The following is a 23,756-nucleotide window of genomic DNA, read 5'->3' on the forward strand; positions in this document are numbered from 1 at the left end:
TAAATGTGACCGCTTGGTCTGCGTTTCCATCCAAGTTTTCAGATTCCGCGCCTCGCCATTGGTGGGGCGCACCCTATCCGACGACAAGATCATAAGGGCTTGTTCAATGTCTGCATCCCTCGCATTCGTCTTTCCTGGTCAAGGCTCCCAGTCGCTGGGCATGCTCGCCGAACTCGGCTCTGAAAAGCCGGTAATCGTCGAGACCTTCAAGGAGGCTTCCGAGGCTCTGGGCTACGACCTGTGGAAGCTGGTCCAGGAAGGTCCGGAAGAACAACTCAATCAAACCGACAAGACCCAGCCGGCGATCCTGACGGCCTCGATCGCCCTTTGGCGTCTGTGGCTGGAGGAGGGTGGTGCGCAACCCGCCCTGGTCTCCGGTCACAGCCTGGGTGAGTACAGTGCCCTGGTCGCTGCCGGTAGCCTGTCGCTCAAGGACGCCGTTCGCCTGGTCGAGCGCCGTGGCCAGCTGATGCAGGAGGCCGTGCCTGCAGGTCACGGTGCCATGGCTGCGATTCTCGGCCTGGATGATGCTGATGTGGTAGCCATCTGCGCCGAGGCTGCCGAGGATGAAGTGGTCAGTGCGGTCAACTTCAACTCCCCGGGCCAGGTCGTCATCGCCGGTAACAAGGCGGCGGTCGATCGTGCGATCGAGCTGTGCAAGGCCAAGGGCGCCAAGCGTGCGCTGCCACTGGCGGTCAGCGTGCCGTCGCATTGTGCGCTGATGAAGCCGGCTGCCGAGCGTTTCGCTGAAGCGGTCAACGCCATCGAGTGGAAGGCGCCGCAGATTCCGGTAGTGCAGAACGTCACCGCCGCCATCGCCGCCGATCTCGACGCACTCAAGCGCGACCTGTTGGCGCAGTTGTACCAGCCGGTACGTTGGGTGGAGTGTGTGCAGACCCTGGCGGCCAGCGGTGCGGTCAATCTGGTCGAGTGCGGCCCGGGCAAGGTCCTGGCTGGCCTGAACAAGCGTTGCGCCGATGGCGTTACCACCTACAACCTCAATACCCCTGACGCCGTCGCCGCCACCCGCGCGGCGCTGGCCTGATATCTGGAGAAACTTGCATGAGCCTGCAAGGTAAAGTTGCACTGGTCACCGGCGCCAGCCGTGGTATCGGCCAGGCCATCGCCCTGGAACTGGGCCGCCAGGGCGCTACCGTAATCGGTACCGCCACTTCCGCTTCGGGTGCCCAGCGTATCGCCGAGACCCTCAAGGAACACGGTATCACCGGTACCGGTCTTGAGCTCAATGTCACCAGCGAAGAGTCCGTGAGTGCCGTGCTGGCAGCGATCACCGAGCAGTTCGGTGCTCCGGCGATCCTGGTCAACAATGCCGGCATCACCCGCGACAACCTGATGCTGCGCATGAAAGATGAAGAATGGTTCGATGTCATCGACACCAACCTCAACAGCCTCTACCGTCTGTCCAAGGGCGTGCTGCGCGGCATGACCAAGGCGCGCTGGGGTCGTATCATCAGCATCGGTTCGGTTGTCGGGGCCATGGGTAACGCCGGCCAGGCCAACTACGCCGCTGCCAAGGCGGGCCTCGAAGGTTTCAGCCGAGCCCTGGCGCGTGAAGTGGGCTCGCGCGGTATCACTGTAAACTCGGTCACCCCGGGCTTCATCGATACCGACATGACCCGCGAGCTGCCCGAAGCGCAGCGTGAAGCGCTGCAGACCCAGATTCCGCTGGGCCGCCTGGGTCAGGCCGAGGAGATCGCGAAAGTGGTTTCCTTCCTGGCATCCGACGGCGCAGCCTATGTCACAGGCGCTACCGTGCCGGTGAACGGCGGGATGTACATGTAACATCAGCAACTCAATGTGACGGATTGCTTAAAAAAACAGTCATACTGCAAGCCTAAAATCCGTTATAAAGCTGCAACCAGATTCCAGGTGGCAGGCCGGGTGTCTCTCGTGAAGGCGCGTTACGCTTGAAAAGCAGGCGTCTTCCTATAAACTTGGTCACCGGCCAGCTGCATGACATATGTCCATTAGGAGTGAAAACTAGGTATGAGCACCATCGAAGAACGCGTCAAGAAAATCGTCGCCGAGCAACTGGGCGTCAAGGAAGAGGAAGTCAAGAACGAATCTTCCTTCGTTGATGACCTGGGTGCCGATTCGCTTGACACCGTTGAGCTGGTGATGGCTCTGGAAGAGGAATTCGAGACCGAAATCCCTGACGAAGAAGCCGAGAAGATCACTACCGTTCAAGCTGCAATCGACTACGTCAACAGCCACAAGGCCTAAGACGTTTCAGTCGACGCTTCTTGTCGGGAAAAACCGCACTGCCTTTGCCGGCGTGCGGTTTTTTCTTTGCGAGCCATTGGCGTCATTCACCGGGCAATCGAGAGCCTGTTGCCATTTCATTCGGCCATGCTGAATGCAATCGCAAGAGACTCTGTTATTAGAAAAGGAGAGTGCTGTGTCGCGTAGACGCGTCGTGGTCACCGGTATGGGTATGCTGTCGCCACTGGGTACTGATGTACCAAGCACCTGGCAGGGCATTCTGGCTGGCCGCAGTGGCATCGGTCCGATCGAACACACGGACCTGAGTGCCTACTCCACCCGTTTTGGCGGCTCGGTGAAGGGCTTTGAGGTCGAGCAGTACCTGTCGGCCAAGGAAGCTCGCAAGCTTGACCTGTTCATCCAGTACGGTCTGGCGGCCGGTTTCCAGGCGGTGCGCAATGCCGGCCTGGAAGTGACCGACGCCAACCGCGAGCGTATCGGCGTGGCCATGGGGTCGGGCATCGGTGGCTTGACCAATATCGAAGACACCAGCCGAACCCTGCACGAGCAAGGGCCGCGCCGGATTTCGCCATTCTTCGTCCCCGGCTCGATCATCAACATGATCTCCGGCTTCCTGTCGATCCACCTTGGGCTGCAGGGCCCCAACTACGCTATCTCCACTGCGTGCACCACCGGTACCCACTGTATCGGCATGGCTGCGCGCAATATCGCCTATGGCGAGGCCGACGTGATGATCGCCGGCGGTGCGGAAATGGCGGCGTGCGGTTTGGGCATGGGCGGTTTCGGCGCATCGCGGGCGCTTTCGACTCGCAATGACGAGCCGTCCCGTGCCAGCCGTCCGTGGGACAAGGGGCGCGATGGCTTTGTGTTGTCCGATGGCGCCGGTGCCCTGGTGCTGGAGGAACTCGAACACGCCAAGGCTCGTGGCGCGACCATCTATGCCGAGCTGGTCGGTTTCGGCATGAGCGGCGACGCGTTCCACATGACGTCGCCACCGGATACCGGCGACGGCGCTGCACGCTGCATGGTCAACGCCCTGCGTGATGCGGGTGTGAAGCCTGAAGAGGTCAGCTACATCAACGCCCACGGCACCTCGACTCCTGCTGGCGATATCGCCGAAGTGGCGGCCATCAAGCGTGTCTTCGGCGAGCACGCCTACAAGCTGGCCGTCAGCTCGACCAAGTCGATGACCGGCCATCTGCTGGGGGCTGCCGGTGCGGTAGAAGCGATCTTCAGCGTGTTGGCGATCAACAGCCAGATGGCGCCGCCGACCATCAACCTGGACGAGCCCGACGAAGGTTGCGATCTGGACTTCGTGCCGCACCAGGCGCGCAGCATGCCGATCGATGTCGTGCTCTCCAACTCCTTCGGCTTTGGCGGTACCAACGGTTCGCTGGTATTCCGCCGGTTCGCCGATTGATGCACAGCTGGATCGACGGTCAGCCGGCGACTGCAGTCAACCTGCAGAACCGCGGCCTGGCCTATGGCGATGGTCTGTTCGAGACTATCGCCGTGCGCGGCGGCAGGCCCAGCCTGCTGTCGCGACATCTCGAACGTCTCGCGCTGGGTTGCCAGCGGCTGGCGATCGATATCGATCTTGCGCTTGTTCGCGACGAGTTGCTGCGCTACGCCAGCCAGCTCGGTGAAGGCGTAGCCAAACTGATCGTCACTCGTGGTGATAGCCAGCGCGGCTATGCGCCCGCCTCCGAAGCCTTGACCCGACGCATTCTCCAGGGCGGTCCAATGCCAGCTTATCCTGCGGGCAACGCGGAGCAAGGCATCGGGCTGTTCGACTGCCAGACCCGTCTTGCGCAGCAGCCGCTGCTGGCCGGGCTCAAACACCTCAATCGCCTGGAGCAGGTAATGGCTCGCGCCGAATGGCAGGACTCTGCCTGTGCCGAGGGTCTGATGCGTGACGTGCAGGGGCACCTGATCGAAGGGGTCTACAGTAATCTGTTCCTGGTCCGCGACGGCGTGCTGCTGACTGCCGACCTGAGCCGCTGCGGCGTGGCAGGCGTCATGCGCGCTGCGCTGCTGGACGAAGCCCCGGCGCTGGGTATCGAAGTCCGGACCGGCGACCTTGTGCAAGCCGATCTGGAGGCGGCCGACGAGGTGTTCGTCTGCAACAGCGTGTATGGAATTTGGCCCGTGCGTACTGTCGCTGCGCTCAACCTCGACTGGCCGGCCGGGCCGCTCACCCGTAAACTGCAGGCCGTTGCCCGTACGTTACTGGATACCTGATTCGTGAGACGCAAAATCCTGCTGCTGCTGGAAATGGGCCTGATCCTTGCCGGCCTGGCCGTAGGCTGGTCGGCCTGGAAGGTTAACTCGGTCCTGGAGCAGCCGCTGCATGTCACCGAAGAGCGCCTGCTCGATGTGCCCAATGGCACCAACCCCAACCGCATGTTCTACCGCATGCAGAGCGAGGGGCTGCTCGACGATGCCTTCTGGTTGCGTCTTTACTGGCGTTTCAATATGGCTGGCACCGCACTGCATACGGGTGAGTACCGCCTGACGCCCGGAATGACCGTCGAAGCCCTGTTCGACGCCTGGCGCCGTGGCGATGTGGTGCAGTACAACCTCACCCTGGTCGAGGGGTGGACCTTCCGCCAGGTGCGCACGGCCGTGGCCAGGCATGAAAAGATCAAGCACACCCTCGACGGGCTCTCCGACACTGAAGTGATGGACAAGCTTGGGCATACCGGTGTTTTCCCTGAGGGGCGTTTCTTCCCGGACACCTATCGCTTCGTGCGCGGCATGACCGATGTCGAACTGTTGCAGCAAGCCTACATGCGCCTTGAGGAGGTGCTGGCCAAGGAGTGGGCGGATCGGGTGACCGATTTGCCATACCGTGATCCCTACCAGGCGCTGATCATGGCCTCGCTGGTGGAGAAGGAAACCGGTATTCCTCAGGAGCGAGGGCAGATCGCAGGCGTATTTGTGCGCCGCCTTCGCTTGGGCATGATGCTGCAGACCGATCCTACGGTTATCTACGGCATGGGGGAGCGCTATAACGGCAAGATCACGCGTGCCGACCTGCGTGCACCGACACCCTACAACACATACACCATGACCGGCCTGCCGCCGACACCGATCGCCATGGTCGGGCGCGAAGCGATTCACGCCGCGCTGAATCCGTCAGACGGTACCAGCCTGTATTTCGTCGCGCGTGGCGATGGCAGCCACGTCTTCTCCGATGACCTGGACGACCACAACACGGCTGTGCGCGAATATCAGCTCAAGCGCCGCGCCGACTACCGTTCCAGCCCGGCGCCACAAGCCCCGCAGGGTACGGCCGATCAGGCACCGAACGCCGAGCCGCCGACTGACGCCGCGCCTCGGTCCGGCGAACCCCTTGAAGGCGCACCAGCCCAGTCCGCCGAAGAGCCCGCGCCCGCACAAGCGCCGGCGCCCACCGAAAAACAGTAAGGAATGCCCGTGAGCGGTTTGTTCATCACTCTGGAAGGCCCCGAAGGCGCGGGCAAGAGCACCAATCGCGAGTACCTGGCCGCGCGCCTGCGTGAGCAGGGCGTGGATGTGGTCATGACCCGTGAGCCTGGTGGTACGCCGTTGGCCGAGCGTATCCGCGAGTTGCTCCTCGCTCCCAGCGACGAAACCATGGCGGTCGACACCGAGCTCCTGTTGATGTTCGCTGCGCGCGCCCAGCACTTGGCCGAGGTCATTCGCCCAGCACTGGCGCGGGGCGCCGTGGTGCTTTGCGACCGTTTCACCGACGCCACCTACGCTTATCAGGGCGGGGGACGTGGCCTGCCTGTGGAGCGCATCGCGGTGCTGGAAGACTTCGTTCAGGGCACGCTGCGCCCAGACCTGACCCTGGTCTTCGACCTGCCAGTAGAAGTCGGTCTTGCCCGTGCTGCCGCCCGCGGTCGCCTGGACCGCTTCGAGCAGGAGGGCCAGGCATTCTTCGAGGCGGTGCGTCAGGCTTATCTGCAGCGCGCAGGCCAAGCGCCGCAGCGCTACAGCCTGCTGGATGCCGGGCAGCCGCTTGAGGCGGTGCAGCGCGCCATCGACGCATTGCTGCCAGGTATCCTGGAGCGTTGCCGTGGCTGAGGCCTACCCCTGGCAGCAAGCGCTCTGGCAGCAGTTGGCCGGGCGCAGCCAGCATGCCCATGCCTACCTGTTGCACGGGCGGCAGGGTATCGGCAAGCGCGCCATGGCCGAGCGCCTGATGGCTCGCCTGCTGTGCCAGCAGCCGCAAGGGGTGGATGCCTGCGGGCAATGCAAGTCGTGCCTGTTGCTCAAGGCTGGCAGCCATCCCGATAACTTCGTGCTGGAACCCGAAGAGGCCGACAAGCCCATCAAGGTCGACCAGGTGCGGGATCTGGTTTCGTTCGTGGTGCAGACTGCGCAGCTGGGCGGGCGCAAGGTGGTACTGATCGAGCCGGTCGAAGCGATGAACGTCAACGCCTCCAACGCTTTGCTCAAGAGTCTCGAAGAGCCTTCGGGCGATACTGTGCTGCTGCTGGTGAGCCATCAGCCCAGCCGTTTGTTGCCAACGATCAAGAGCCGTTGCCAGCAAGTCGCCTGTGCGCAGCCGACGCTTGCGCAGAGTCAGGCCTGGCTGGCGACGGCGCTCCCGGAGCTCGATCAGGTCGAGCGTGACGAACTGCTGACCCTGGCGGCAGAGTCGCCTCTGATGGCTGTAAAGTTGCAGTCCCAGGGTGTGCGCGAGCAACGGGCACTGGTCACCGAGGGGGTGAAGAAGCTGATCAAGCAGCAGCAATCGCCCAGCCAGTTGGCCGAGGCCTGGAACAACGTGCCACTGCTGTTGCTGTTCGACTGGTTCTGCGACTGGTCGCACCTGATCCTGCGCTACCAGTTGACCCAGGACGAAGACGGGCTAGGCTTGGCCGACATGCGCAAGGTCATACAATACCTTGCGCAGAAGAGCAGGCAGGGCAGGGTGCTCGAGGTCCAGGCCTGGATTCTCGAGCAGCGCCAGAAAGTGCAGGGCAAGGCCAACCTCAATCGCGTGCTGCTGCTCGAAGCCCTGTTGGCCCATTGGCTGCAGATGCTGGCCACGCGCTGATTCCCCATCGTTCATTTTCATGTGTGCTTTCATTCCATGCTCGTAGATTCCCATTGCCACCTCGACCGACTTGACCTGAGCGCCCATGCGGGCTCGCTCGACGCCGCCCTGCAGGCGGCCCGCGAGCGTGGGGTCGGGCATTTTCTGTGCATCGGCGTAAGCGCCGAGAACGCCGGGGCGGTCAAGGCCCTGAGCGAGCAGTACGCCGACGTCGACTGTTCGGTAGGCGTGCACCCGCTCGACCTGGCCCCGGGGGAGACGCCGGCGCTGGAATGGTTGTTGCGCGAGCTGGCTCACCCGCACGTGGTGGCCATTGGCGAAACCGGATTGGACTATCACTACGAGCCTGAGGCCGCCGAGTTGCAGCAGGCGTCTTTCCGCCTGCACCTGGAGGCGTCTCGGCAGACAGGCAAGCCGGTGATCGTTCACACCCGTGCGGCGCGGGCCGACACCCTGGCGCTGCTGCGCGAGGCCAGTCTGCCGCAGGCGGGCGTGTTGCACTGCTTTACAGAAGACTGGGACATGGCCAAGGCTGCACTCGATCTGGGGTACTACATCTCGCTCTCCGGAATCGTCACCTTCCGCAATGCCGAAGCCCTGCGCGAGGTCGCACGCCAGGTGCCTGTAGACCGGCTGCTGGTAGAGACCGACTCGCCATACCTGGCGCCCATCCCGTATCGCGGCAAGCCGAACCTGCCGCAGTACGTGCGTGAAGTCGCCGAGTACGTCGCCTCATTGCGAGGGGTGAGCTACGCGCAGTTGGCCGAGCAGACGACCGCCAACTTCAAGCGCCTGTTCCCCTTGGCCCGCGTCGCCTGAAGCTAAAGCAAGGCGGGCAAAAAAAACCCGGATTCTGGGGGAGGAATCCGGGTTAAGACCATTAGGAGTAAAACAAAGGTACGCGGTCCCTGGGCACCTTTATCGGCGCGCCACTTGGGGGGATGCGCCGCGCCAACACTTCAAGTATTGGCGAGTATCCTCGCACTGCCAGCGTCAGTTGGTCGTTTTTTAAACAGATTTGGAATACACCTGACAACCAATGGGCCATCAGGGTATGGCAGCCGGCAGAAATCGGATGAGTTTGCCGCTATTACGTAGCTATCTGTATTGATGTACGGTGAAAAGTTTAAAGGGTGCGTAGATTGTGCGCGGCTTCCCGGCCGCGTACAGCGTTTGATGAGCCTGGCGTGTCTGGCGAGCCCTGCCGCGTCGGTTGTAGACGAGTGTCAGTCGGGCGCGGAGTATCTCACGCACCCCTGGGATTCAGACCAAGCAGACCCGGTCTGCACTCGAACTCATCATGAAACACAGATATGGTTGGATGATCCGTGCAATTTGCTGCAAGTTAGGCATAATAATCCGCTTCGATTGTCATCCAGTCCTTCTTATGCAGAAAGAACCTCGTAAGGTCCGTGAGTTTCGTCGCCGCGAGCAAGAAATCCTCGACACGGCGCTCAAGTTGTTTCTCGAACAGGGTGAAGACAGTGTCACCGTCGAGATGATCGCCGACGCGGTCGGTATCGGCAAAGGCACGATCTACAAGCACTTCAAGTCCAAGGCGGAGATCTACCTGCGCCTGATGCTCGACTACGAGCGTGATTTGAACGCGCTGTTGCATTCGGACGACGTCGATCGCGACAAGGAAGCCCTGTCGCGAGCCTATTTCGAGTTCCGCATGCGCGATCCCCAGCGCTACCGCTTGTTCGACCGTCTCGAGGAGAAGGTGGTCAAGGGTAACCAGGTGCCGGAGATGGTCGAGGAACTGCACCGTATTCGCGCCTCCAATTTCGAGCGACTAACCCAGCTGATCAAGGGCCGTATCAGTGAAGGCAAGCTCGAGGATGTGCCGCCATACTTCCACTACTGCGCTGCCTGGGCGTTGGTGCATGGCGCCGTAGCGCTGTATCACTCGCCGTTCTGGAGCAACGTTCTCGAGGATCAGGAAGGTTTCTTCCAGTTCCTGATGGACATCGGCGTGCGCATGGGCAACAAGCGCAAGCGCGACCCGGAACCGGCCACCTGAAGACCCCTGCGGAGCGTTGTCCATGACGGACAGGCTCCGCCAGTCACTTCTGCTTCGGCGACAGGGCTTGCAAAAACCTGATCTTTGAGTCAAGTTTTGCCGGCTCGCTTTTCTCATGCCGGAGTCACCCATGATCGTCGATCGTCAAGGCAGGCGTTTTCGCAACCTGCGCGTCAGCCTGACAGCTGCCTGCAACTATGCGTGCAGTTACTGTGTGCCCGATGGCAAGCGCCTGGTGGCGGCGCAGGATGAGCTGTCCGCCGATGCACTGGCGCGCGGTGTGGCTCTTCTGGTCGATGCCGCAGGTATCGAGCGTCTGCGCATCACCGGTGGCGAACCATTGATCAGCCCCCGCCTGGAGCCGTTCCTGAAGGTTATCGGTGGCTTGGGGCTCAAGGATATCGCCTTGACCACCAACGGTCAGTTGCTCAGTCGCAAGCTTGCGATGTTGCGTGCAGCGGGTATCGACCGGCTCAATGTCTCGCTCGATACCCTCGACCCAACCGCATTTCGCAGCATCGCTCGGGGCGGCGACCTGGCCAGCGTGCTGAGGGGCATGGAGGAGGCGAGTGCGGCGGGTATGCGCATCAAGGTCAACATGGTGCCGATGCGCGGGCGCAATCTCGATCAGGTGGTGCCGCTGCTCGACTACTGCCTGGCAAGAGGCTATGAACTGCGTTTCATCGAGTTGATGCGCATGGGTCACCTGGCGCTTGATTCGAATGCATTCCTGCGTCAGTTCGTCAGTCTCGAGCAATTGCTGGCATTGATCGGCGATCATCATCACTTCCAGCAGGCGCCAGCGGCTTTGGATTCAACGGCCCTGCGCTACCAGATTCCGGGCCAAGGTTACTTTGGTGTGATTGCCAACGAGAGCGTGCCGTTTTGCCGGACCTGCTCGCGCTTGCGTCTGTCCTCTACTGGATGGCTGCATGGCTGCCTGTCTTCGGGCAATCGCCACTTTATCGGCGATCTGCTCGACAAGCCGCGTCACCAGGCACTTCCAGTGATTCAGCGGCTGCTGGTCAAGGCTCTGGCGGACAAGCAGGAGCTGGCGTTCTCGGGGGGTGTGACAGTGATGAAGGTGATCGGCGGCTGAGCTGGCGCAAAAGCTGCATCTGGCGGCTATTCGCCGGTTTTTCGTCACCGGTCACTGGAGGAAAGATGCGTAGCCTGGTCTTGCTGCTGGCGCTGATGGCGTTGAGCGGCTGCATGAAAGTCAGCGACATGGGCGAAGGTGTTCGCTATCAGATGAGCGACGCCGGTCTGCTCGATCACAGCGATACCGCTCGAACCCTGTCGGTTCGGCTGCAGCCTGATTCGTTCATCTTCATTGGCCAGGGCGCTTTCGTGCCGCCTGGAAAAGGGCCGGTGCCGCAGCAGAATGCCGTTGCAGAAGAAGCATTCAAGAGCTTCGTCGAGTACTTCCCGCTGGTGCGTCGCGCCAGGGCGCCGTTGGGGTTGGAGGACGCGATAGCCGAGGCGCGTTCGGTCGGAGCCCATTACGTGCTCTATACCCGTTTCGCTCGCACCGATGACCGCATTGGTAATGGCGACGAATGGTACGACGAGCAGGCAGTGGATCGCCTCGGTTGGGATACCGGTGTGGTGCAGATGATGCTGATCGAAACCAGCACGCGCTATTTGATCGATACCGCGCGAATCAAGAGCCGTGGCGGTTTGTTGACGTTCCACGACAATACGCCGCAGGATTTGCTCGCGGCACCCATGCGCGAGTACGCTCGTAGCCTCCTGGGAATGAGTCGGTAAGGAACGGGCGATGACAGGTACGGGCAAGGCCAACGATCTTCTGGCGCAGATACCCAAGGAGAAGGGGCTGCCTCCCGTGCATCTGTGGAATCCCGATTTCTGCGGCGACATCGACATGCGCATCGCCCGCGACGGCACCTGGTACTACCTGGGGACGCCGATCGGGCGCAAGCCGATGGTGCGCTTGTTCTCTACCATCATTCGTCGCGACGGTGATGACTATTTCCTGGTAACGCCTGTGGAGAAGGTGGGCATTCGTGTCGATGATGCGCCGTTCGTGGCGGTCAGCCTGGAAGTGGAGGGCAGTGGTGAGCAGCAGGTCCTGCGATTCACCAGCAATGTCGAGGATCAGGTCGAAGCCGGTCCTGATCACCCCATTCGGGTAGAGACCGATCCGACAACGCATGAGCCATCGCCTTACCTGCTGATGCGCAGCAACCTCGAAGCGCTCATCCACCGCAATGTGTTCTACCAGATGGTGGAGCTTGCGGTACCGCGCGTGATCGATGGCGAGGAATGGTTGGGGGTTTGGAGTGGCGGGGTGTTCTACCCTATCGGGCGCGACCACTGAGCGCATCTTGCGACGATCTTTCTGATCCCGGAAAACAAAAAACCTCCAGTGCTTGCGCATCTGGAGGTTTTTCAGTGTCTGGCTCCGCGACCTGGACTCGAACCAGGGACCCAATGATTAACAGTCATTTGCTCTACCGACTGAGCTATCGCGGAATCTGCGCGTATCTTACTGAATGCCAAGGGGAAGTCAAGCTGCCCCCTGGCAAATCAAGCAGTTACAGCACTTCGACGATGGCCTTGGTGACCACGTGGATGTTGCTTTGGTTCAGTGCCGCCACAGCGATGCGACCGGTGTCCAGCGCGTAGATGCCGAAGTCGTTCTTCAGGCGCGCGACCTGTTCCACAGTCAGGCCCGAGTAGGAGAACATGCCGACTTGGCGACCGACGAAGCTGAAGTCGCGGTTGGCACCGTACTCGGCCAGGAGCGAGACCATCTGTTTGCGCATGCCGTGGATACGTTCACGCATTTCGCCCAGTTCGGCTTCCCACATCTGACGCAGTTCCGGGCTGTTGAGCACGGTGGCGACGATGGTTGCACCGTGAGTCGGCGGGTTGGAGTAGGTGGTGCGAATCACGCGCTTGACCTGCGACAGCACGCGCGTGCTCTCGTCTTTCGAAGCGGTGACGATCGACAGCGCGCCGACGCGCTCGCCATACAGCGAGAACGATTTGGAGAACGAGCTGGAGACAAAGAACTCCAGGCCCGACTCGGCGAACAGGCGTACGGCGAAGGCATCTTCGCCGATGCCTTCGCCGAAGCCCTGATAGGCCATGTCGAGGAATGGCACGTGGCCTTTTGCCTTGACCACTTCCAGTACGTTCTTCCAGTCGTCGAGCGACAGATCGACACCGGTCGGGTTATGGCAGCAGGCGTGCAGGACGACGATCGAGCCCGAGGGCAGCGTGTTCAGGTCTTCGAGCATGCCGGCACGGTTGACGTCGTTGCTCGGTGCGTCGTAATAGCGGTAGTTCTGTACTGGGAAGCCTGCAGTCTCGAACAGGGCGCGATGGTTTTCCCAGCTCGGATCGCTGATGGCGACTACCGCGTTCGGCGAAAGGCGCTTGAGGAAGTCGGCACCGATCTTGAGGGCGCCGGTACCGCCGACAGCCTGCACGGTCACTACGCGGCCTTCAGCCAGCAGTGCGGATTCAGCGCCGAACAGCAGTTTTTGTACGGCCTGGTCGTAGGCAGCGATACCGTCGATCGGCAGGTAGCCGCGGGAGGCATGTTGGGCGACACGCTGGGTTTCGGCTTCGATCACCGCGCGCAGCAGCGGGATGCGGCCTTCCTCATTGCAATAGACGCCAACGCCCAGATTGACCTTGTCGGTACGTGGGTCAGCGTTGAATGCTTCGTTGAGGCCCAGGATGGGGTCGCGGGGTGCCAGCTCGACAGCGGAAAACAGGCTCATTGTTACCTTGGCTCTGAATAGGAGAGTGATAGGAAATGCACCCTCCAGCCCAGTGCACTGAAGCGGTGCAAACGGGGAGTCAGTATAGTGATACCGATCGGTCACTGCGACACTCTGGCACAGGTTTTCAGGCGCTTTGCGCAAATATTTTTCGACCATTGGTCGAATTGCCTTGTCCACCGCAATGAGCGTTCACATCTGCGGCGGCAAAGGCCACCCCGACGCGTCTTTTTGCGTATAGACTACTGGCTAAATTTACAGTTGCCGCGACATCCAAGAGGTCCGTCATGTCCGAGTTCCAGCTCGTTACCCGATTCCAGCCGGCCGGCGACCAGCCCGAAGCCATTCGCCTGATGGTCGAGGGTATCGAAGCGGGCCTGTCGCACCAGACCCTGCTCGGGGTGACCGGCTCCGGCAAGACCTTCAGCATCGCCAATGTCATTCAACAGGTCCAGCGCCCGACCATGGTGCTGGCGCCGAACAAGACGCTGGCTGCCCAGCTGTATGGCGAGTTCAAGGCTTTCTTCCCGCACAACGCGGTGGAGTACTTCGTCTCCTACTACGACTACTACCAGCCGGAAGCCTACGTCCCGTCGTCGGACACCTTCATCGAGAAGGATGCCTCGATCAACGACCACATCGAGCAGATGCGCCTGTCGGCGACCAAGGCATTGCTGGAGCGGCGCGACGCGATCATCGTCACCACGGTGTCGTGTATCTATGGCCTGGGCAGCCCGGAAACCTACCTGAAGATGGTTCTGCACGTCGATCGCGGCGACAAGCTCGACCAGCGCGCACTGCTGCGTCGGCTGGCCGACCTGCAGTACACCCGCAACGAGATGGACTTCGCCCGTGCCACCTTCCGGGTGCGTGGTGATGTGATCGACATCTTTCCGGCCGAATCGGACCTTGAGGCCATCCGTATCGAGCTGTTCGACGACGAGGTGGAGAACATTGCCGCCTTCGACCCCTTGACCGGCGAAGTGATCCGCAAGCTGCCGCGTTTCACTTTCTACCCCAAGAGCCACTATGTGACCCCGCGCGAGACTCTGCTCGAGGCGGTGGACGGCATCAAGGAGGAGCTCGGCGAGCGGCTGGAGTACCTCAACAAGGCCAACAAGCTGGTAGAGGCCCAGCGTCTGGAGCAGCGTACGCGCTTCGACCTGGAGATGATTCTCGAGCTGGGTTATTGCAACGGTATCGAAAACTACTCGCGCTATCTGTCCGGTCGCCCGGCTGGCGCCCCGCCGCCGACGCTCTACGATTATCTTCCTGCCGACGCGTTGCTGGTGATCGATGAGTCACACGTCAGCGTTCCTCAGGTCGGCGCCATGTACAAGGGCGACCGTTCTCGCAAAGAGACACTGGTGGAGTATGGCTTCCGCCTGCCATCGGCGCTGGATAACCGGCCTATGCGCTTCGACGAGTGGGAGTCAGTCAGCCCGCAGACCATCTTCGTCTCGGCGACGCCTGGCCCTTACGAGGCAGAGCATGCCGGGCGTGTGGTCGAGCAGGTGGTGCGGCCAACCGGTCTGGTCGATCCTCAGGTAGAGGTGCGTCCAGCCCTCACTCAGGTGGATGACCTGCTGTCGGAAATCGGCAAGCGCGTGGCGGTGGGGGAACGGGTGCTGGCGACGACCCTGACCAAGCGCATGGCCGAGGACCTTACCGACTACCTCGCAGACCACGATGTGCGTGTGCGCTACCTGCACTCGGACATTGACACCGTGGAGCGGGTGGAGATCATCCGAGACCTGCGTCTGGGTACCTTTGATGTACTGGTGGGCATCAACCTGTTGCGTGAGGGGTTGGACATGCCGGAGGTGTCGCTGGTGGCCATTCTCGATGCCGACAAGGAAGGCTTCCTGCGTTCGGAGCGTTCGCTGATCCAGACCATTGGCCGCGCTGCGCGCAACCTAAACGGCAAAGCGATTCTCTATGCCGACCAGGTGACAGGCTCCATGCAGCGGGCGATCGACGAGACCGAGCGGCGTCGGGCCAAGCAGGTGGCGTTCAACGAGGCGAATGGCATCGTGCCCAAGGGGGTGGTCAAGGACATCACCGATATCCTGGAAGGCGCCACGGTGCCCGGTGCGCGCAGCAAGAAGCGCAAGGGCATGGCCAAGGCGGCGGAGGAGGCTGCGCGCTACGAGGCAGAGCTCGCCACTCCTGGCGAGATCACCAAGCGCATCAAGGTGCTGGAAGAGAAGATGTTCCAGCTGGCGCGCGACCTGGAGTTCGAGGCCGCCGCCCAGTTGCGCGACGAGATCGGGCAACTGCGTGAGCGCCTGATCGCCAGCTGAGTGCACTCGTCGGCGCAGAAATGGCCGGGTTACAGGGTCAGTGTGCCTCGCCGGCCTTCAGCCCCTGCGGCAGTTTGCGTGTCAGCAAGACCGCCACCATGCTGACCGCCAAACCGATCCCTACCAGATGGAAGGCATCGTTGTAGGCCATGATCAATGCCTGCTGGTGGGTGATTTCGCTCAAGCGCCCCAGTGCCGCGCTGTCACTGCCCAGTCGTTCGGCCAACTGGGCCAGCCGCTCCGCCACTTGCGGGTTGCTTGGCACCACTGATTCGCGCAGGTAGTCGAAATACACCTTGGTCCTTGCATCCAGCAAGGTGGCCAGCAAGGCGATACCAATGGCGCCGCCCAGGTTGCGCAGGATGTTGAACAGGCTCGAAGCCGAGCCCGCATCCTGGGGCTGAATGTAAGCTGTGGCGATCAGCGAGATGGTGACCATGATCATGGGCTGCCCGAGTGCGCGAATGATCTGGATATGGTTGAACTGTGGCCCTGCGAAGTCCGGGTTGAGCACTCCCGAGCCGAAGCTGGCAGCCCCGAACAGGCAAAAGCCCAGTGCGCAGAGCAACTTGGGCGCAATCACCTTCATCAGTTGCGGCACCAGCGGAATCAGGAACAGCTGTGGAATTCCCATCCACATGATCACCTCGCCGATCTGCAGGGCGTTGTAGCCCTGGATCTGCGCAAGGTACAGCGGCAGCAGATAGATCGAACCATAAAGCCCAACACCCATCCCCAGGCTGGCGATGCTCGACAGGCCGAAGTTGCGGTTGCCGAGGATGCGCAGGTTGATCAGGGGGTTGGCCCGCGAAAGCTGGAGGATGACGAAGGTGATCAGGCAGAGCAGGGCCACGGTACCCAGGCCGACAATAAGGCTCGACTCCAGCCAGTCCTTGCGATGGCCTTCTTCCAGAAAGACTTGCAGGCAGCCCAGGCCGACCCCCAGGGTGACGATGTCGGCGTAGTCGGTGCTTTTGAGCAGCTCCCAGTGCGCCTCTTTCTTCTCCCGCCCGTAGAGCAGCCCTGCGATCATCACCAGCCCCGGCGGGATGTTGATGTAGAAGATGTATTCCCACCCCCAGTTTTCGGTGAGCCAACCGCCCAGGGTCGGACCGATGGAGGGGGCGAAGGTCGCGGTCATGGCGAACATCGCCATGCCCTTGGCTCGATGGTGTTCGGGCAGCTTGATCAGGGTCAGGGTGAAGGCCAGCGGAATCAGTGCGCCGCCGGTAAACCCCTGGAGAGCGCGAAACACGATCATGCTTTCCAGGTTCCAGGCCATCGAGCACAACAGCGAGGCCGCCAGAAAACCAAGCGAGACCCACACCGCCAGGCGCCGTGCGGATAGTAACTGCACAAGCCAGGCAGTCAGCGGAATCATGATGATTTCCGCCACGAGATAGGAGGTCGAGATCCACGAGCCCTCTTCCAAGGTGGCAGACAGCGCCCCCTGGATATCCTTGAGCGAGGAGTTGGTGATCTGAATGTCCAGCACGGCCATGAATGCACCGAGCATCACGCTCATCACCGCAATCCAGTCGCGCCGGCTAGGCTCCGCAGTCGGTCGCAGCAGTTGGTCACCGGCCATCGTGAGTTTCGCCGCGCTCTGCCTGATCGGCGCTGTTGCGCAGGTCGACGGTGGCGGTTACCGACATGCCTGGGCGAATGCGACCGTGCAAGGGGTTATTGGCTGCAAAGGTCAGCTTGACCGGAATGCGTTGCACCACCTTGGTAAAGTTGCCGGTGGCATTGTCTGGAGGCAGCAGGCTGAATTGCGCCCCGGATGCGGCGAACAGGCTGTCGACACGGCCTTCGATCGGGGTGTCGGGATAGCTGTCGAAGATCAGTTCGGCACGCAGACCCCGATGCATGTTGCCGATCTGGGTTTCCTTGAAGTTGGCCTGCACCCAGATGTCTTCGTCCGGGACGATCGATAGCAGATAGGCGCCGGCTTGCACCACCTGGCCATTGCGGGCGCTGCGCTGGCCGATGGTGCCACTGATGGGGGCGTGGATTTCACAGCGGGTAAGGTTGAGTTCTGCCTGTGCCAGATCTGCCCGGGCGTTGGCAATTTGCGCATCGAGGCGCTTGAGCTCGGCCGTCAATGCATCGATCTGCTGGCGCTGGCTCTGCAGGTCGGCCTGGGCTTTGTCGACTTGGGAGCGGGCGACGTGGTTTTCCGCAGACAGGGTGGTGACTCGCTCCTCCGAGACGAACCCAGGTTTGCGCAGGGCTTCGGCACGATTGAGGTCCAGGCGCGAGCGATCAAGGGTGGCCTGGTTGGCGGCCACCTGGGCTCGGCCGGCGGCGATCAAGCTGTCTTGCTGGGTCAGTCGGCTTTGCGCCTGGACGCGTTCGGCTTCACGCGTAGCCAGTGCCGCGCGGGCACGCTCGACCGCCAGCTGGAAGTCGGCGACCTCCAGGCGGACCAGCAGATCGCCTTGCGTGACGTGTTGATTGTCCTCTACCAGCACCTCGTCGACCCGCGCACCCAGCTGGCTGGAAATGCGAGTGATCTCACCCTGCACATAGGCATTGTCGGTGCTCTCGTAGAAACGCCCCTTGAAATACCAGTGGGCGAGAAAGGCGAGGGCGATCAGCACCACCAAGGTGAGAAAGATCAGCAGGCGGCGTTTGAGTTGAGCAGGCATAGGGACTATCGTTCCAGAAATGTAAGCAAATTTAACAGCTCGGCAATGCACCGTCACAAGTGACGATAGCGCCATTGCTGGAGCCCGATGCCCGCACCCTGCTAACATCCCGCCTTTGTTTCATCTTTCGTCCGAGACTGTCCATGACCACCGTTCGCACGCGTATCGCGCCATCGCCCACTGGCGACCCCCACGTCGGCACTGCCTACATCGCCCTGTTCAACTACTGCTTTGCCAAGCAGCACGGCGGCGAGTTCATCCTGCGCATCGAAGACACCGATCAGTTGCGTTCGACCCGCGAGTCGGAACAGCAGATTTTCGATGCCCTGCGCTGGCTCGGTATCGAATGGAATGAAGGTCCGGACGTTGGCGGCCCGCACGGCCCGTACCGCCAGAGCGAGCGCGGCGAGATCTACGCCAAGTACGCCAAGCAACTGGTCGATGCCGGCCATGCGTTCTATTGCTTCTGCACCGCCGAAGAGCTGGATCAGATGCGTGCCGAACAGATGGCCCGTGGCGAAACACCGCGCTATGACGGCCGCGCATTGAAAATGAGCGCCGAGGAAGTGCAGCGTCGACTGGCCGCTGGCGAGCCCCACGTGATTCGCATGAAAGTGCCGAGCGAAGGTATCTGTGTGGTGCCGGACATGCTGCGTGGCGATGTCGAGATTCCATGGGACCGCATGGACATGCAGGTTCTGATGAAGAACGATGGCCTGCCGACGTACTTCCTCGCCAACGTGGTCGATGACCACCTGATGGGCATCACCCACGTCTTGCGAGGCGAGGAGTGGCTGCCGTCGGCGCCGAAGCTGATCAAGCTCTACGAGTACTTTGGCTGGGAGCAGCCCAAGCTGTGCTATATGCCGCTGCTGCGTAACCCGGACAAATCCAAGCTGTCCAAGCGCAAGAACCCGACCTCGGTCACGTTCTACGAGCGTATGGGCTTCATGCCTGAAGCCATGCTCAACTACCTGGGGCGCATGGGCTGGTCGATGCCGGATGAGCGCGAGAAGTTCTCCCTGGCAGAAATGGTCGAGCATTTTGACCTGTCGCGTATTTCCCTTGGCGGGCCGATCTTCGACATCGAGAAGCTGTCCTGGCTCAATGGCCAGTGGCTGCGCGACCTGCCGGTCGAGGAGTTCGCTGCGCGCGTGCAGAAGTGGGCGTTCAACAGCGACTACATGATGAAGATCGCACCGCATGTACAGGGTCGTGTCGAAACCTTCAGCCAGATCGCGCCACTGGGCGGGTTCTTCTTCGAGGGCGCCCTCAAGCTCGATGCCAAGCTGTTCGAGCACAAGAAACTGTCGCCCGATCAGGTGCGTCAGGTCATGCAGTTGATCTTGTGGAAGCTCGAAAGCCTGCGGCAGTGGGAAAAGGAGCGTATTACCGGCTGCATCCAGGCGGTGGTCGAGGCCTTGGAGCTGAAGCTGCGTGACGCCATGCCGCTGATGTTCGCCGCAATTTCGGGGCAGGCCAGCTCGGTGTCGGTGCTCGATGCCATGGAGATTCTCGGCCCCGACCTGACCCGCTACCGTCTGCGCCAGGCGCTGGAACTGCTGGGCGGCGTGTCGAAGAAAGAGAACAAGGAGTGGGAAAAGCTGCTGGCGAACATCGCCTGATTGGCTTATCTCACGCTCCTGTGGCAGTGGGCTTGCCCGCTGCCACAGGACCTGGCAATCGCCGGGAGCAGGGCAGGGCGGTAAGTGATTGTTATCTGTGAAAAAAATTTTTGATATTTTCACGAATTCGTTTGACAGTGCTGCAATCCGATCTTAATATGCGCCCCGTCCACAGCGATGAACGAAAATGAAGCACCAGGCACCCAGCCGGTGATTCAGTTCAAAGCGACATTGTGGGGCTATAGCTCAGCTGGGAGAGCGCCTGCATGGCATGCAGGAGGTCAGCGGTTCGATCCCGCTTAGCTCCACCAAATTCCGCTTCGTGATCAAGGTCGTGAAGCAAGACTGGTCCAGCAACCAGGTCTTGAAGGTAAGAAGGTTCGTCCCCTTCGTCTAGTGGCCTAGGACACCGCCCTTTCACGGCGGTAACAGGGGTTCGAGTCCCCTAGGGGACGCCAGTATTGCACAAGCGATATTTCATGATGTCGCTGGGCCGAGAGGCTAGAAATCCGGGGCTATAGCTCAGCTGGGAGAGCGCCTGCATGGCATGCAGGAGGTCAGCGGTTCGATCCCGCTTAGCTCCACCAATTTTGCCGCGGTTCGTGAAAACGGATCGGCACGAAGGTTACGTCCCCTTCGTCTAGTGGCCTAGGACACCGCCCTTTCACGGCGGTAACAGGGGTTCGAGTCCCCTAGGGGACGCCATTTCTTCCCGCGTTTTGCGGGGTTGAAAGGCTCATTCGACTGTTGAGTGAGCTTTTTGTTTTGTTTCGGGGCTATAGCTCAGCTGGGAGAGCGCCTGCATGGCATGCAGGAGGTCAGCGGTTCGATCCCGCTTAGCTCCACCAATCTGCCACGGTTCGTGAAAACGGATCGGCACGAAGGTTACGTCCCCTTCGTCTAGTGGCCTAGGACACCGCCCTTTCACGGCGGTAACAGGGGTTCGAGTCCCCTAGGGGACGCCACTTTTACCCGTGTTTTACGGGACTTCAAAGGCTCATTCGATTATTGAATGGGCCTTTTGTTTTTCTACCTCCTTAATCTTCCAGGTGCCCGATCAGCGGTACGCGATTTCGCTTGCCAGAAAATATTACATGCGTAATATTTCGGTCATCATATTTGGGGGTGCCCATGAACGATAAAAAGACCAGGACTCGCGAGCGTATTCTCGACGCCGCCTGTAGCGCACTGATCCAGCAGGGGCCAGCCGACCCCAGCGTAGGTCAGGTAATGGCTGCAGCAGGCCTCACCGTCGGAGGCTTCTACGCCCATTTCGATAGCAAGGATGAATTGATGCTGGCGGCATTCGACCAGTTGCTCGGTGAACGACGGGCCTTGCTTTCGCAGGTCGACCCCAGCCTGTCTGGTGCTGAGCGTCGTGCGCTGGCAGCGGCTTTCTATCTGTCGCGCAAGCACCGTGATGCCCATGAGCACGCCTGTCCCTTGCCTAATGCTTTGGGTGATATGCAGCGGTTACCGGCAGCCTTTCGCGAGATGTTGGCCGAACACCTCGAGCTTATGACGGCGCAGATGGTTGATCGTCCCGAGGATATCGACAAGGCGTTCGCCGACCTCGCCCTGATGGTCGGTGGCCTGGCCCTGGCCCGAGCCCTGGGCGCTACCGAACTTTCCGACCGTATTCTGCGCGCCGCCAAGTCGGCGGTTATCTGAGCAACCTCAACTCTGGAGCAAGGCGATGACGACCCTGAGCTGGATTCGCAGCGTCAACGGCACCCTCGGCCATCTGGCCCCCGAGCATGTCGCCGGGCGCATGCGGCGCGCCTTCATGACGCCGCGTAACCTGCCTGCGCGGCAGTGGGAGTTGCCGCTATTGGCTTCGGCCGAGCGTATCACCCTGCGCTTCGGTCTTTCGGCCTTGCGCTGGGGCAAGGGGCCGACGGTGCTCCTGATGCACGGCTGGGAAGGGCGGCCCACCCAGTTTGCCGCGCTGATCGAAGCCTTGGTGCAGGCAGGGCACACGGTCGTGTCCCTGGAGGGGCCAGCCCATGGCCGTTCGCCGGGGCAGCAGGCGCATGTGGTGCTGTTCGCCCGGGCACTGCTTGAAGCCGCGGCGGAGCTGCCGCCGTTGCGGGCCGTGATCGGTCATTCGATGGGGGGCGCCAGTGTCATGTTGGCCTTGCAGTGGGGCTTGCGTGCCGAGTCGGCGGTGAGCATTGCGGCACCTGCTCAATTGCTCGGGGTGTTGCGCGGTTTTGCCCGGCGCCTGGGGATGCCCAGGCGGGCGCGTGCAGCCTTCATCCGCCAGGTCGAGCGTGATGTGGGCGTGCAGATCGATCGGCTGGATGTCAGTGGCTACCAGCTCGAGTTGCCTGGGTTGGTGGTTCATGCAGCCGACGATGCGCTGGTCGCGGCCAGTGAGGCGCAGCTCATCCACAAGGCCTGGTTCGACAGTCGCCTGTTGCTGCTGGAGGAAGGTGGGCATCAACGGGTGCTGGCTGACCCGCGTCTGGCCCAGGCTGTGCTCGAGCTGCTGGCGCGTACGTCGCAACCGGCACGGCAAAGCGCCTGAGCATCCGTTACACTCTGCCCGTTCACTGACTACAGGAGCGGGCATGAGCTGGGATCTGGCAGCGCCATTCATCATCGACCTTCGCGTTGGCACCGAGGATATCGACGGCCTCGGTCATGCCAACAACGCTGTCTACGTCACCTGGCTGGAGCGCTGCGCCTGGCGCCACTCTCAGCGCCTGGGACTGGACCTGGCCGAGTACCGTCGTCTGGACCGGGCAATGGCCGTGGTGCGCCATGAGATCGACTACCTGGCAGCGGCGTACGAAGACGACGAGCTGCAATTGGCCACCTGGATCATCGACTGGGATCAGCGCCTGCGCATGACCCGTCGTTTTCAACTCAAGCGCCCACGTGACGGCGTCACCCTGTTGCGCGCGCAAACCACCTTTGCCTGTATCGAACTGTCCAGCGGCAAGCCCAGGCGGATGCCGGCCGAGTTCATCGAGGGCTATGGTCCGGCGCTGATCGGCGCCTGATCCACGGGCATTTTTTGCTAGACTGCCGCCTTTTCTCGTCGGGACCCTGAAATGCAAATTGCCCTGGCCCCCATGGAGGGGCTGGTCGACAACATCCTGCGCGACGTGCTGACCCGCGTCGGGGGTATCGACTGGTGTGTCACCGAGTTCATCCGTGTCTGTGATCGCCTGCTGCCACCTTCGTCGTTCGACAAGTTGGCACCCGAGTTGCGCAACGGTGCGCGCACGGCTGCCGGCACGCCGATGCGTGTGCAGTTGCTGGGCTCCGATCCGCTGTGCCTGGCGGACAACGCCGCCCTGGCCTGTGAACTCGGGGCACCGGTAATCGACCTCAACTTCGGCTGCCCGGCCAAGACCGTGAACAAGTCTCGCGGGGGCGCTGTGCTGCTCAAGGAGCCCGAGCTGCTGCATGCCATCGTTCGTGAAGTTCGACGGGCGGTACCGGCGCAGATCCCGGTGACGGCGAAGATGCGTCTGGGCTTCGACAGCCCGGATGGTGCGCTGGAGTGTGGCATCGCGCTGGCCGAAGGTGGGGCGCAGCACTTGGTGGTGCATGCGCGAACCAAGGTAGAGGGTTACAAGCCGCCGGCTCACTGGGAGTGGGTGGCGCGGGTGCAGGATGTGGTCAAGGTGCCGGTCTTTGCCAATGGCGAGATCTGGACCGTCGATGATTGGCGACGCTGCCGCGAAGTCAGCGGCGCCGAAAACATCATGCTCGGGCGCGGGCTGGTGTCGAGGCCGGATCTGGGCTTGCAGATCGCCGCGGCGCGCGAGGGGCGGGACTACCAGCCGATGGTGTGGGGCGACCTGCTACCGCTGCTGCGCGAGTTCTGGCGCCAGGCGCAGGCCAAACTGTCGCCGCGCTATGCGCCCGGGCGGATGAAGCAGTGGTTGGCGATGTTGACCCGCAGCTACCCGGAGGCGGTGCTGTTGTTCGCCGAGTTGCGGCGCGAGGATGATTGCGCCCGCATCAGCCGGCTGCTGGGTGTCGAGCCAGTGAAACCGGCCTCTTTCACCGAGTGCGTCGCCTGATGTGCAACTGCGTCGTGCGGGGTGGGAAGATTTTTTCATGAGAGCCCTTGAAAGTCCGTTGCCTG

23 protein-coding genes and 7 tRNA genes are annotated in these 23,756 nt (G+C 61.6%); 25 read left to right on the top strand and 5 right to left on the bottom strand.

The genetic code is table 11. The annotated features are described in order from the left end of the window. Window positions 1-106: 106 nt before the first annotated feature. The 13 genes from fabD to AB688_RS10240 all read left to right on the top strand — a co-directional run bounded on the left by fabD (window position 107) and on the right by AB688_RS10240 (window position 11,658). The gene (gene fabD, locus AB688_RS10180) at window positions 107-1,045 is read left to right on the top strand and encodes an ACP S-malonyltransferase (RefSeq protein WP_063543829.1); all 939 of its coding nucleotides are present in this window, start codon (window positions 107-109) and stop codon (window positions 1,043-1,045) included. A gap of 17 nt (window positions 1,046-1,062) precedes the next feature. Beyond that, window positions 1,063-1,803, top strand: coding sequence for a 3-oxoacyl-ACP reductase FabG (fabG, locus tag AB688_RS10185; RefSeq protein ID WP_054925392.1), 741 nt, complete (start codon window positions 1,063-1,065; stop codon window positions 1,801-1,803). Window positions 1,804-2,007: 204 nt separating this feature from the next. After that, complete coding sequence (gene acpP / locus AB688_RS10190) at window positions 2,008-2,244, top strand: acyl carrier protein (RefSeq protein WP_054893073.1); 237 nt, start codon at window positions 2,008-2,010, stop codon at window positions 2,242-2,244. Between the two features lie 175 nt (window positions 2,245-2,419). Next, window positions 2,420-3,664: a beta-ketoacyl-ACP synthase II gene (gene fabF, locus AB688_RS10195; RefSeq protein WP_054893074.1), complete on the top strand. Its 1,245-nt coding sequence runs from the start codon at window positions 2,420-2,422 to the stop codon at window positions 3,662-3,664. Further along, window positions 3,664-4,485 (top strand): aminodeoxychorismate lyase, encoded by an 822-nt coding sequence (gene pabC, locus AB688_RS10200; protein WP_063543831.1) that lies wholly within the window; start codon window positions 3,664-3,666, stop codon window positions 4,483-4,485. The genes fabF and pabC overlap by 1 nt, the downstream gene beginning before the upstream one ends. Window positions 4,486-4,488: 3 nt before the next feature. After that, window positions 4,489-5,673: an endolytic transglycosylase MltG gene (gene mltG / locus AB688_RS10205; RefSeq protein ID WP_063543833.1), complete on the top strand. Its 1,185-nt coding sequence runs from the start codon at window positions 4,489-4,491 to the stop codon at window positions 5,671-5,673. A gap of 9 nt (window positions 5,674-5,682) precedes the next feature. Beyond that, a complete protein-coding gene (gene tmk, locus AB688_RS10210) occupies window positions 5,683-6,315 on the top strand; it encodes a dTMP kinase (RefSeq protein WP_054893077.1) in 633 nt (210 codons plus the stop codon). Continuing rightward, on the top strand, window positions 6,308-7,294 hold the full coding sequence (locus AB688_RS10215; RefSeq protein WP_063543835.1) for a DNA polymerase III subunit delta': 987 nt from the start codon (window positions 6,308-6,310) through the stop codon (window positions 7,292-7,294). Before tmk ends, AB688_RS10215 begins: the two co-directional genes overlap by 8 nt. A gap of 36 nt (window positions 7,295-7,330) precedes the next feature. Further along, window positions 7,331-8,113, top strand: a complete 783-nt coding sequence (locus tag AB688_RS10220) for a TatD family hydrolase (protein ID WP_063543837.1) — start codon at window positions 7,331-7,333, stop codon at window positions 8,111-8,113. 568 nt (window positions 8,114-8,681) lie between these two features. Beyond that, a complete protein-coding gene (locus AB688_RS10225) occupies window positions 8,682-9,317 on the top strand; it encodes a TetR/AcrR family transcriptional regulator (protein WP_054893080.1) in 636 nt (211 codons plus the stop codon). 130 nt (window positions 9,318-9,447) lie between these two features. Continuing rightward, entirely contained in the window at window positions 9,448-10,416 is a 969-nt protein-coding gene (locus tag AB688_RS10230; protein WP_063543839.1) for a GTP 3',8-cyclase MoaA, read from the top strand. Window positions 10,417-10,481: 65 nt separating this feature from the next. Next, window positions 10,482-11,087: a DUF4823 domain-containing protein gene (locus AB688_RS10235; RefSeq protein ID WP_054893082.1), complete on the top strand. Its 606-nt coding sequence runs from the start codon at window positions 10,482-10,484 to the stop codon at window positions 11,085-11,087. Window positions 11,088-11,097: 10 nt separating this feature from the next. Beyond that, window positions 11,098-11,658 carry a DUF1285 domain-containing protein gene (locus AB688_RS10240; protein WP_063543841.1) on the top strand — a complete coding sequence of 187 codons (561 nt, stop codon included), beginning with the start codon at window positions 11,098-11,100 and terminating at the stop codon, window positions 11,656-11,658. A 79-nt stretch (window positions 11,659-11,737) separates the two neighbouring features. On the opposite strand, the gene AB688_RS10245 is transcribed toward AB688_RS10240, so the two are convergent. The 3 genes from AB688_RS10245 to AB688_RS26775 form a co-directional block, all read right to left on the bottom strand. Then, window positions 11,738-11,813: transfer RNA gene (locus AB688_RS10245), tRNA-Asn, on the bottom strand. Window positions 11,814-11,875: 62 nt separating this feature from the next. Continuing rightward, the gene (locus tag AB688_RS10250) at window positions 11,876-13,072 is read right to left on the bottom strand and encodes an amino acid aminotransferase (RefSeq protein ID WP_063543843.1); all 1,197 of its coding nucleotides are present in this window, start codon (window positions 13,070-13,072) and stop codon (window positions 11,876-11,878) included. A gap of 127 nt (window positions 13,073-13,199) precedes the next feature. Continuing rightward, window positions 13,200-13,361 (bottom strand): hypothetical protein, encoded by a 162-nt coding sequence (locus AB688_RS26775; protein ID WP_155738200.1) that lies wholly within the window; start codon window positions 13,359-13,361, stop codon window positions 13,200-13,202. Between AB688_RS26775 and uvrB the strand changes: the two genes are divergently transcribed. Further along, complete coding sequence (uvrB, locus tag AB688_RS10255) at window positions 13,360-15,375, top strand: excinuclease ABC subunit UvrB (protein ID WP_054893085.1); 2,016 nt, start codon at window positions 13,360-13,362, stop codon at window positions 15,373-15,375. The two genes, AB688_RS26775 and uvrB, sit on opposite strands and share 2 nt — an antisense overlap. 37 nt (window positions 15,376-15,412) lie before the next feature. Here uvrB and AB688_RS10260 read toward each other — a convergent pair whose 3' ends face one another. Both AB688_RS10260 and AB688_RS10265 read right to left on the bottom strand, forming a co-directional pair. Continuing rightward, window positions 15,413-16,903 carry an MDR family MFS transporter gene (locus AB688_RS10260; protein WP_196759898.1) on the bottom strand — a complete coding sequence of 497 codons (1,491 nt, stop codon included), beginning with the start codon at window positions 16,901-16,903 and terminating at the stop codon, window positions 15,413-15,415. Between the two features lie 49 nt (window positions 16,904-16,952). Beyond that, on the bottom strand, window positions 16,953-18,026 hold the full coding sequence (locus tag AB688_RS10265) for an HlyD family secretion protein (RefSeq protein ID WP_054893087.1): 1,074 nt from the start codon (window positions 18,024-18,026) through the stop codon (window positions 16,953-16,955). Between the two features lie 143 nt (window positions 18,027-18,169). Here AB688_RS10265 and gltX point away from each other — a divergent pair, with 143 nt between their 5' ends. The 11 genes from gltX (at window position 18,170) to AB688_RS10320 (ending at window position 23,691) form a co-directional block, all read left to right on the top strand. Continuing rightward, window positions 18,170-19,651 (top strand): glutamate--tRNA ligase, encoded by a 1,482-nt coding sequence (gene gltX / locus AB688_RS10270; RefSeq protein WP_054893088.1) that lies wholly within the window; start codon window positions 18,170-18,172, stop codon window positions 19,649-19,651. A gap of 235 nt (window positions 19,652-19,886) precedes the next feature. Continuing rightward, a tRNA-Ala gene (locus tag AB688_RS10275) sits at window positions 19,887-19,962 on the top strand. Window positions 19,963-20,033: 71 nt separating this feature from the next. After that, window positions 20,034-20,109: transfer RNA gene (locus AB688_RS10280), tRNA-Glu, on the top strand. Window positions 20,110-20,162: 53 nt separating this feature from the next. Beyond that, window positions 20,163-20,238 (top strand) — tRNA-Ala (locus AB688_RS10285). A 42-nt stretch (window positions 20,239-20,280) separates the two neighbouring features. Continuing rightward, window positions 20,281-20,356: transfer RNA gene (locus AB688_RS10290), tRNA-Glu, on the top strand. A gap of 67 nt (window positions 20,357-20,423) precedes the next feature. Beyond that, window positions 20,424-20,499, top strand: a tRNA-Ala gene (locus AB688_RS10295). A 41-nt stretch (window positions 20,500-20,540) separates the two neighbouring features. Further along, window positions 20,541-20,616 (top strand) — tRNA-Glu (locus tag AB688_RS10300). A 166-nt stretch (window positions 20,617-20,782) separates the two neighbouring features. Next, the gene (locus tag AB688_RS10305) at window positions 20,783-21,322 is read left to right on the top strand and encodes a TetR/AcrR family transcriptional regulator (RefSeq protein WP_063543847.1); all 540 of its coding nucleotides are present in this window, start codon (window positions 20,783-20,785) and stop codon (window positions 21,320-21,322) included. 25 nt (window positions 21,323-21,347) lie between these two features. Further along, window positions 21,348-22,181, top strand: a complete 834-nt coding sequence (locus AB688_RS10310) for an alpha/beta fold hydrolase (RefSeq protein WP_063543849.1) — start codon at window positions 21,348-21,350, stop codon at window positions 22,179-22,181. A gap of 43 nt (window positions 22,182-22,224) precedes the next feature. Continuing rightward, the gene (locus tag AB688_RS10315) at window positions 22,225-22,659 is read left to right on the top strand and encodes an acyl-CoA thioesterase (protein ID WP_054893091.1); all 435 of its coding nucleotides are present in this window, start codon (window positions 22,225-22,227) and stop codon (window positions 22,657-22,659) included. A gap of 51 nt (window positions 22,660-22,710) precedes the next feature. Further along, window positions 22,711-23,691: a tRNA dihydrouridine synthase gene (locus AB688_RS10320; RefSeq protein WP_063543851.1), complete on the top strand. Its 981-nt coding sequence runs from the start codon at window positions 22,711-22,713 to the stop codon at window positions 23,689-23,691. Window positions 23,692-23,756 lie beyond the last annotated feature (65 nt).

Source organism: Pseudomonas putida (assembly GCF_001636055.1).
Lineage (GTDB): Bacteria > Pseudomonadota > Gammaproteobacteria > Pseudomonadales > Pseudomonadaceae > Aquipseudomonas > Aquipseudomonas machongensis.

Excerpts from the sequence above, each read along its gene's own strand:
- AB688_RS10235 (WP_054893082.1), top strand. The coding sequence starts at position 10,482 with ATGCGTAGCCTGGTCTTGCTGCTGGCGCTGATGGCGTTGAGCGGCTGC.
- acpP (WP_054893073.1), top strand. The coding sequence starts at position 2,008 with ATGAGCACCATCGAAGAACGCGTCAAGAAAATCGTCGCCGAGCAACTG.
- AB688_RS10250 (WP_063543843.1), bottom strand. The coding sequence starts at position 13,072 with ATGAGCCTGTTTTCCGCTGTCGAGCTGGCACCCCGCGACCCCATCCTG.
- AB688_RS10220 (WP_063543837.1), top strand. The coding sequence starts at position 7,331 with ATGCTCGTAGATTCCCATTGCCACCTCGACCGACTTGACCTGAGCGCC.
- AB688_RS10305 (WP_063543847.1), top strand. The coding sequence starts at position 20,783 with ATGAACGATAAAAAGACCAGGACTCGCGAGCGTATTCTCGACGCCGCC.
- gltX (WP_054893088.1), top strand. The coding sequence starts at position 18,170 with ATGACCACCGTTCGCACGCGTATCGCGCCATCGCCCACTGGCGACCCC.
- AB688_RS10225 (WP_054893080.1), top strand. The coding sequence starts at position 8,682 with ATGCAGAAAGAACCTCGTAAGGTCCGTGAGTTTCGTCGCCGCGAGCAA.
- pabC (WP_063543831.1), top strand. The coding sequence starts at position 3,664 with ATGCACAGCTGGATCGACGGTCAGCCGGCGACTGCAGTCAACCTGCAG.
- AB688_RS10320 (WP_063543851.1), top strand. The coding sequence starts at position 22,711 with ATGCAAATTGCCCTGGCCCCCATGGAGGGGCTGGTCGACAACATCCTG.
- AB688_RS26775 (WP_155738200.1), bottom strand. The coding sequence starts at position 13,361 with ATGACGGACCTCTTGGATGTCGCGGCAACTGTAAATTTAGCCAGTAGT.
- AB688_RS10230 (WP_063543839.1), top strand. The coding sequence starts at position 9,448 with ATGATCGTCGATCGTCAAGGCAGGCGTTTTCGCAACCTGCGCGTCAGC.
- uvrB (WP_054893085.1), top strand. The coding sequence starts at position 13,360 with ATGTCCGAGTTCCAGCTCGTTACCCGATTCCAGCCGGCCGGCGACCAG.
- fabD (WP_063543829.1), top strand. The coding sequence starts at position 107 with ATGTCTGCATCCCTCGCATTCGTCTTTCCTGGTCAAGGCTCCCAGTCG.
- AB688_RS10265 (WP_054893087.1), bottom strand. The coding sequence starts at position 18,026 with ATGCCTGCTCAACTCAAACGCCGCCTGCTGATCTTTCTCACCTTGGTG.
- AB688_RS10315 (WP_054893091.1), top strand. The coding sequence starts at position 22,225 with ATGAGCTGGGATCTGGCAGCGCCATTCATCATCGACCTTCGCGTTGGC.
- AB688_RS10310 (WP_063543849.1), top strand. The coding sequence starts at position 21,348 with ATGACGACCCTGAGCTGGATTCGCAGCGTCAACGGCACCCTCGGCCAT.
- AB688_RS10240 (WP_063543841.1), top strand. The coding sequence starts at position 11,098 with ATGACAGGTACGGGCAAGGCCAACGATCTTCTGGCGCAGATACCCAAG.
- fabG (WP_054925392.1), top strand. The coding sequence starts at position 1,063 with ATGAGCCTGCAAGGTAAAGTTGCACTGGTCACCGGCGCCAGCCGTGGT.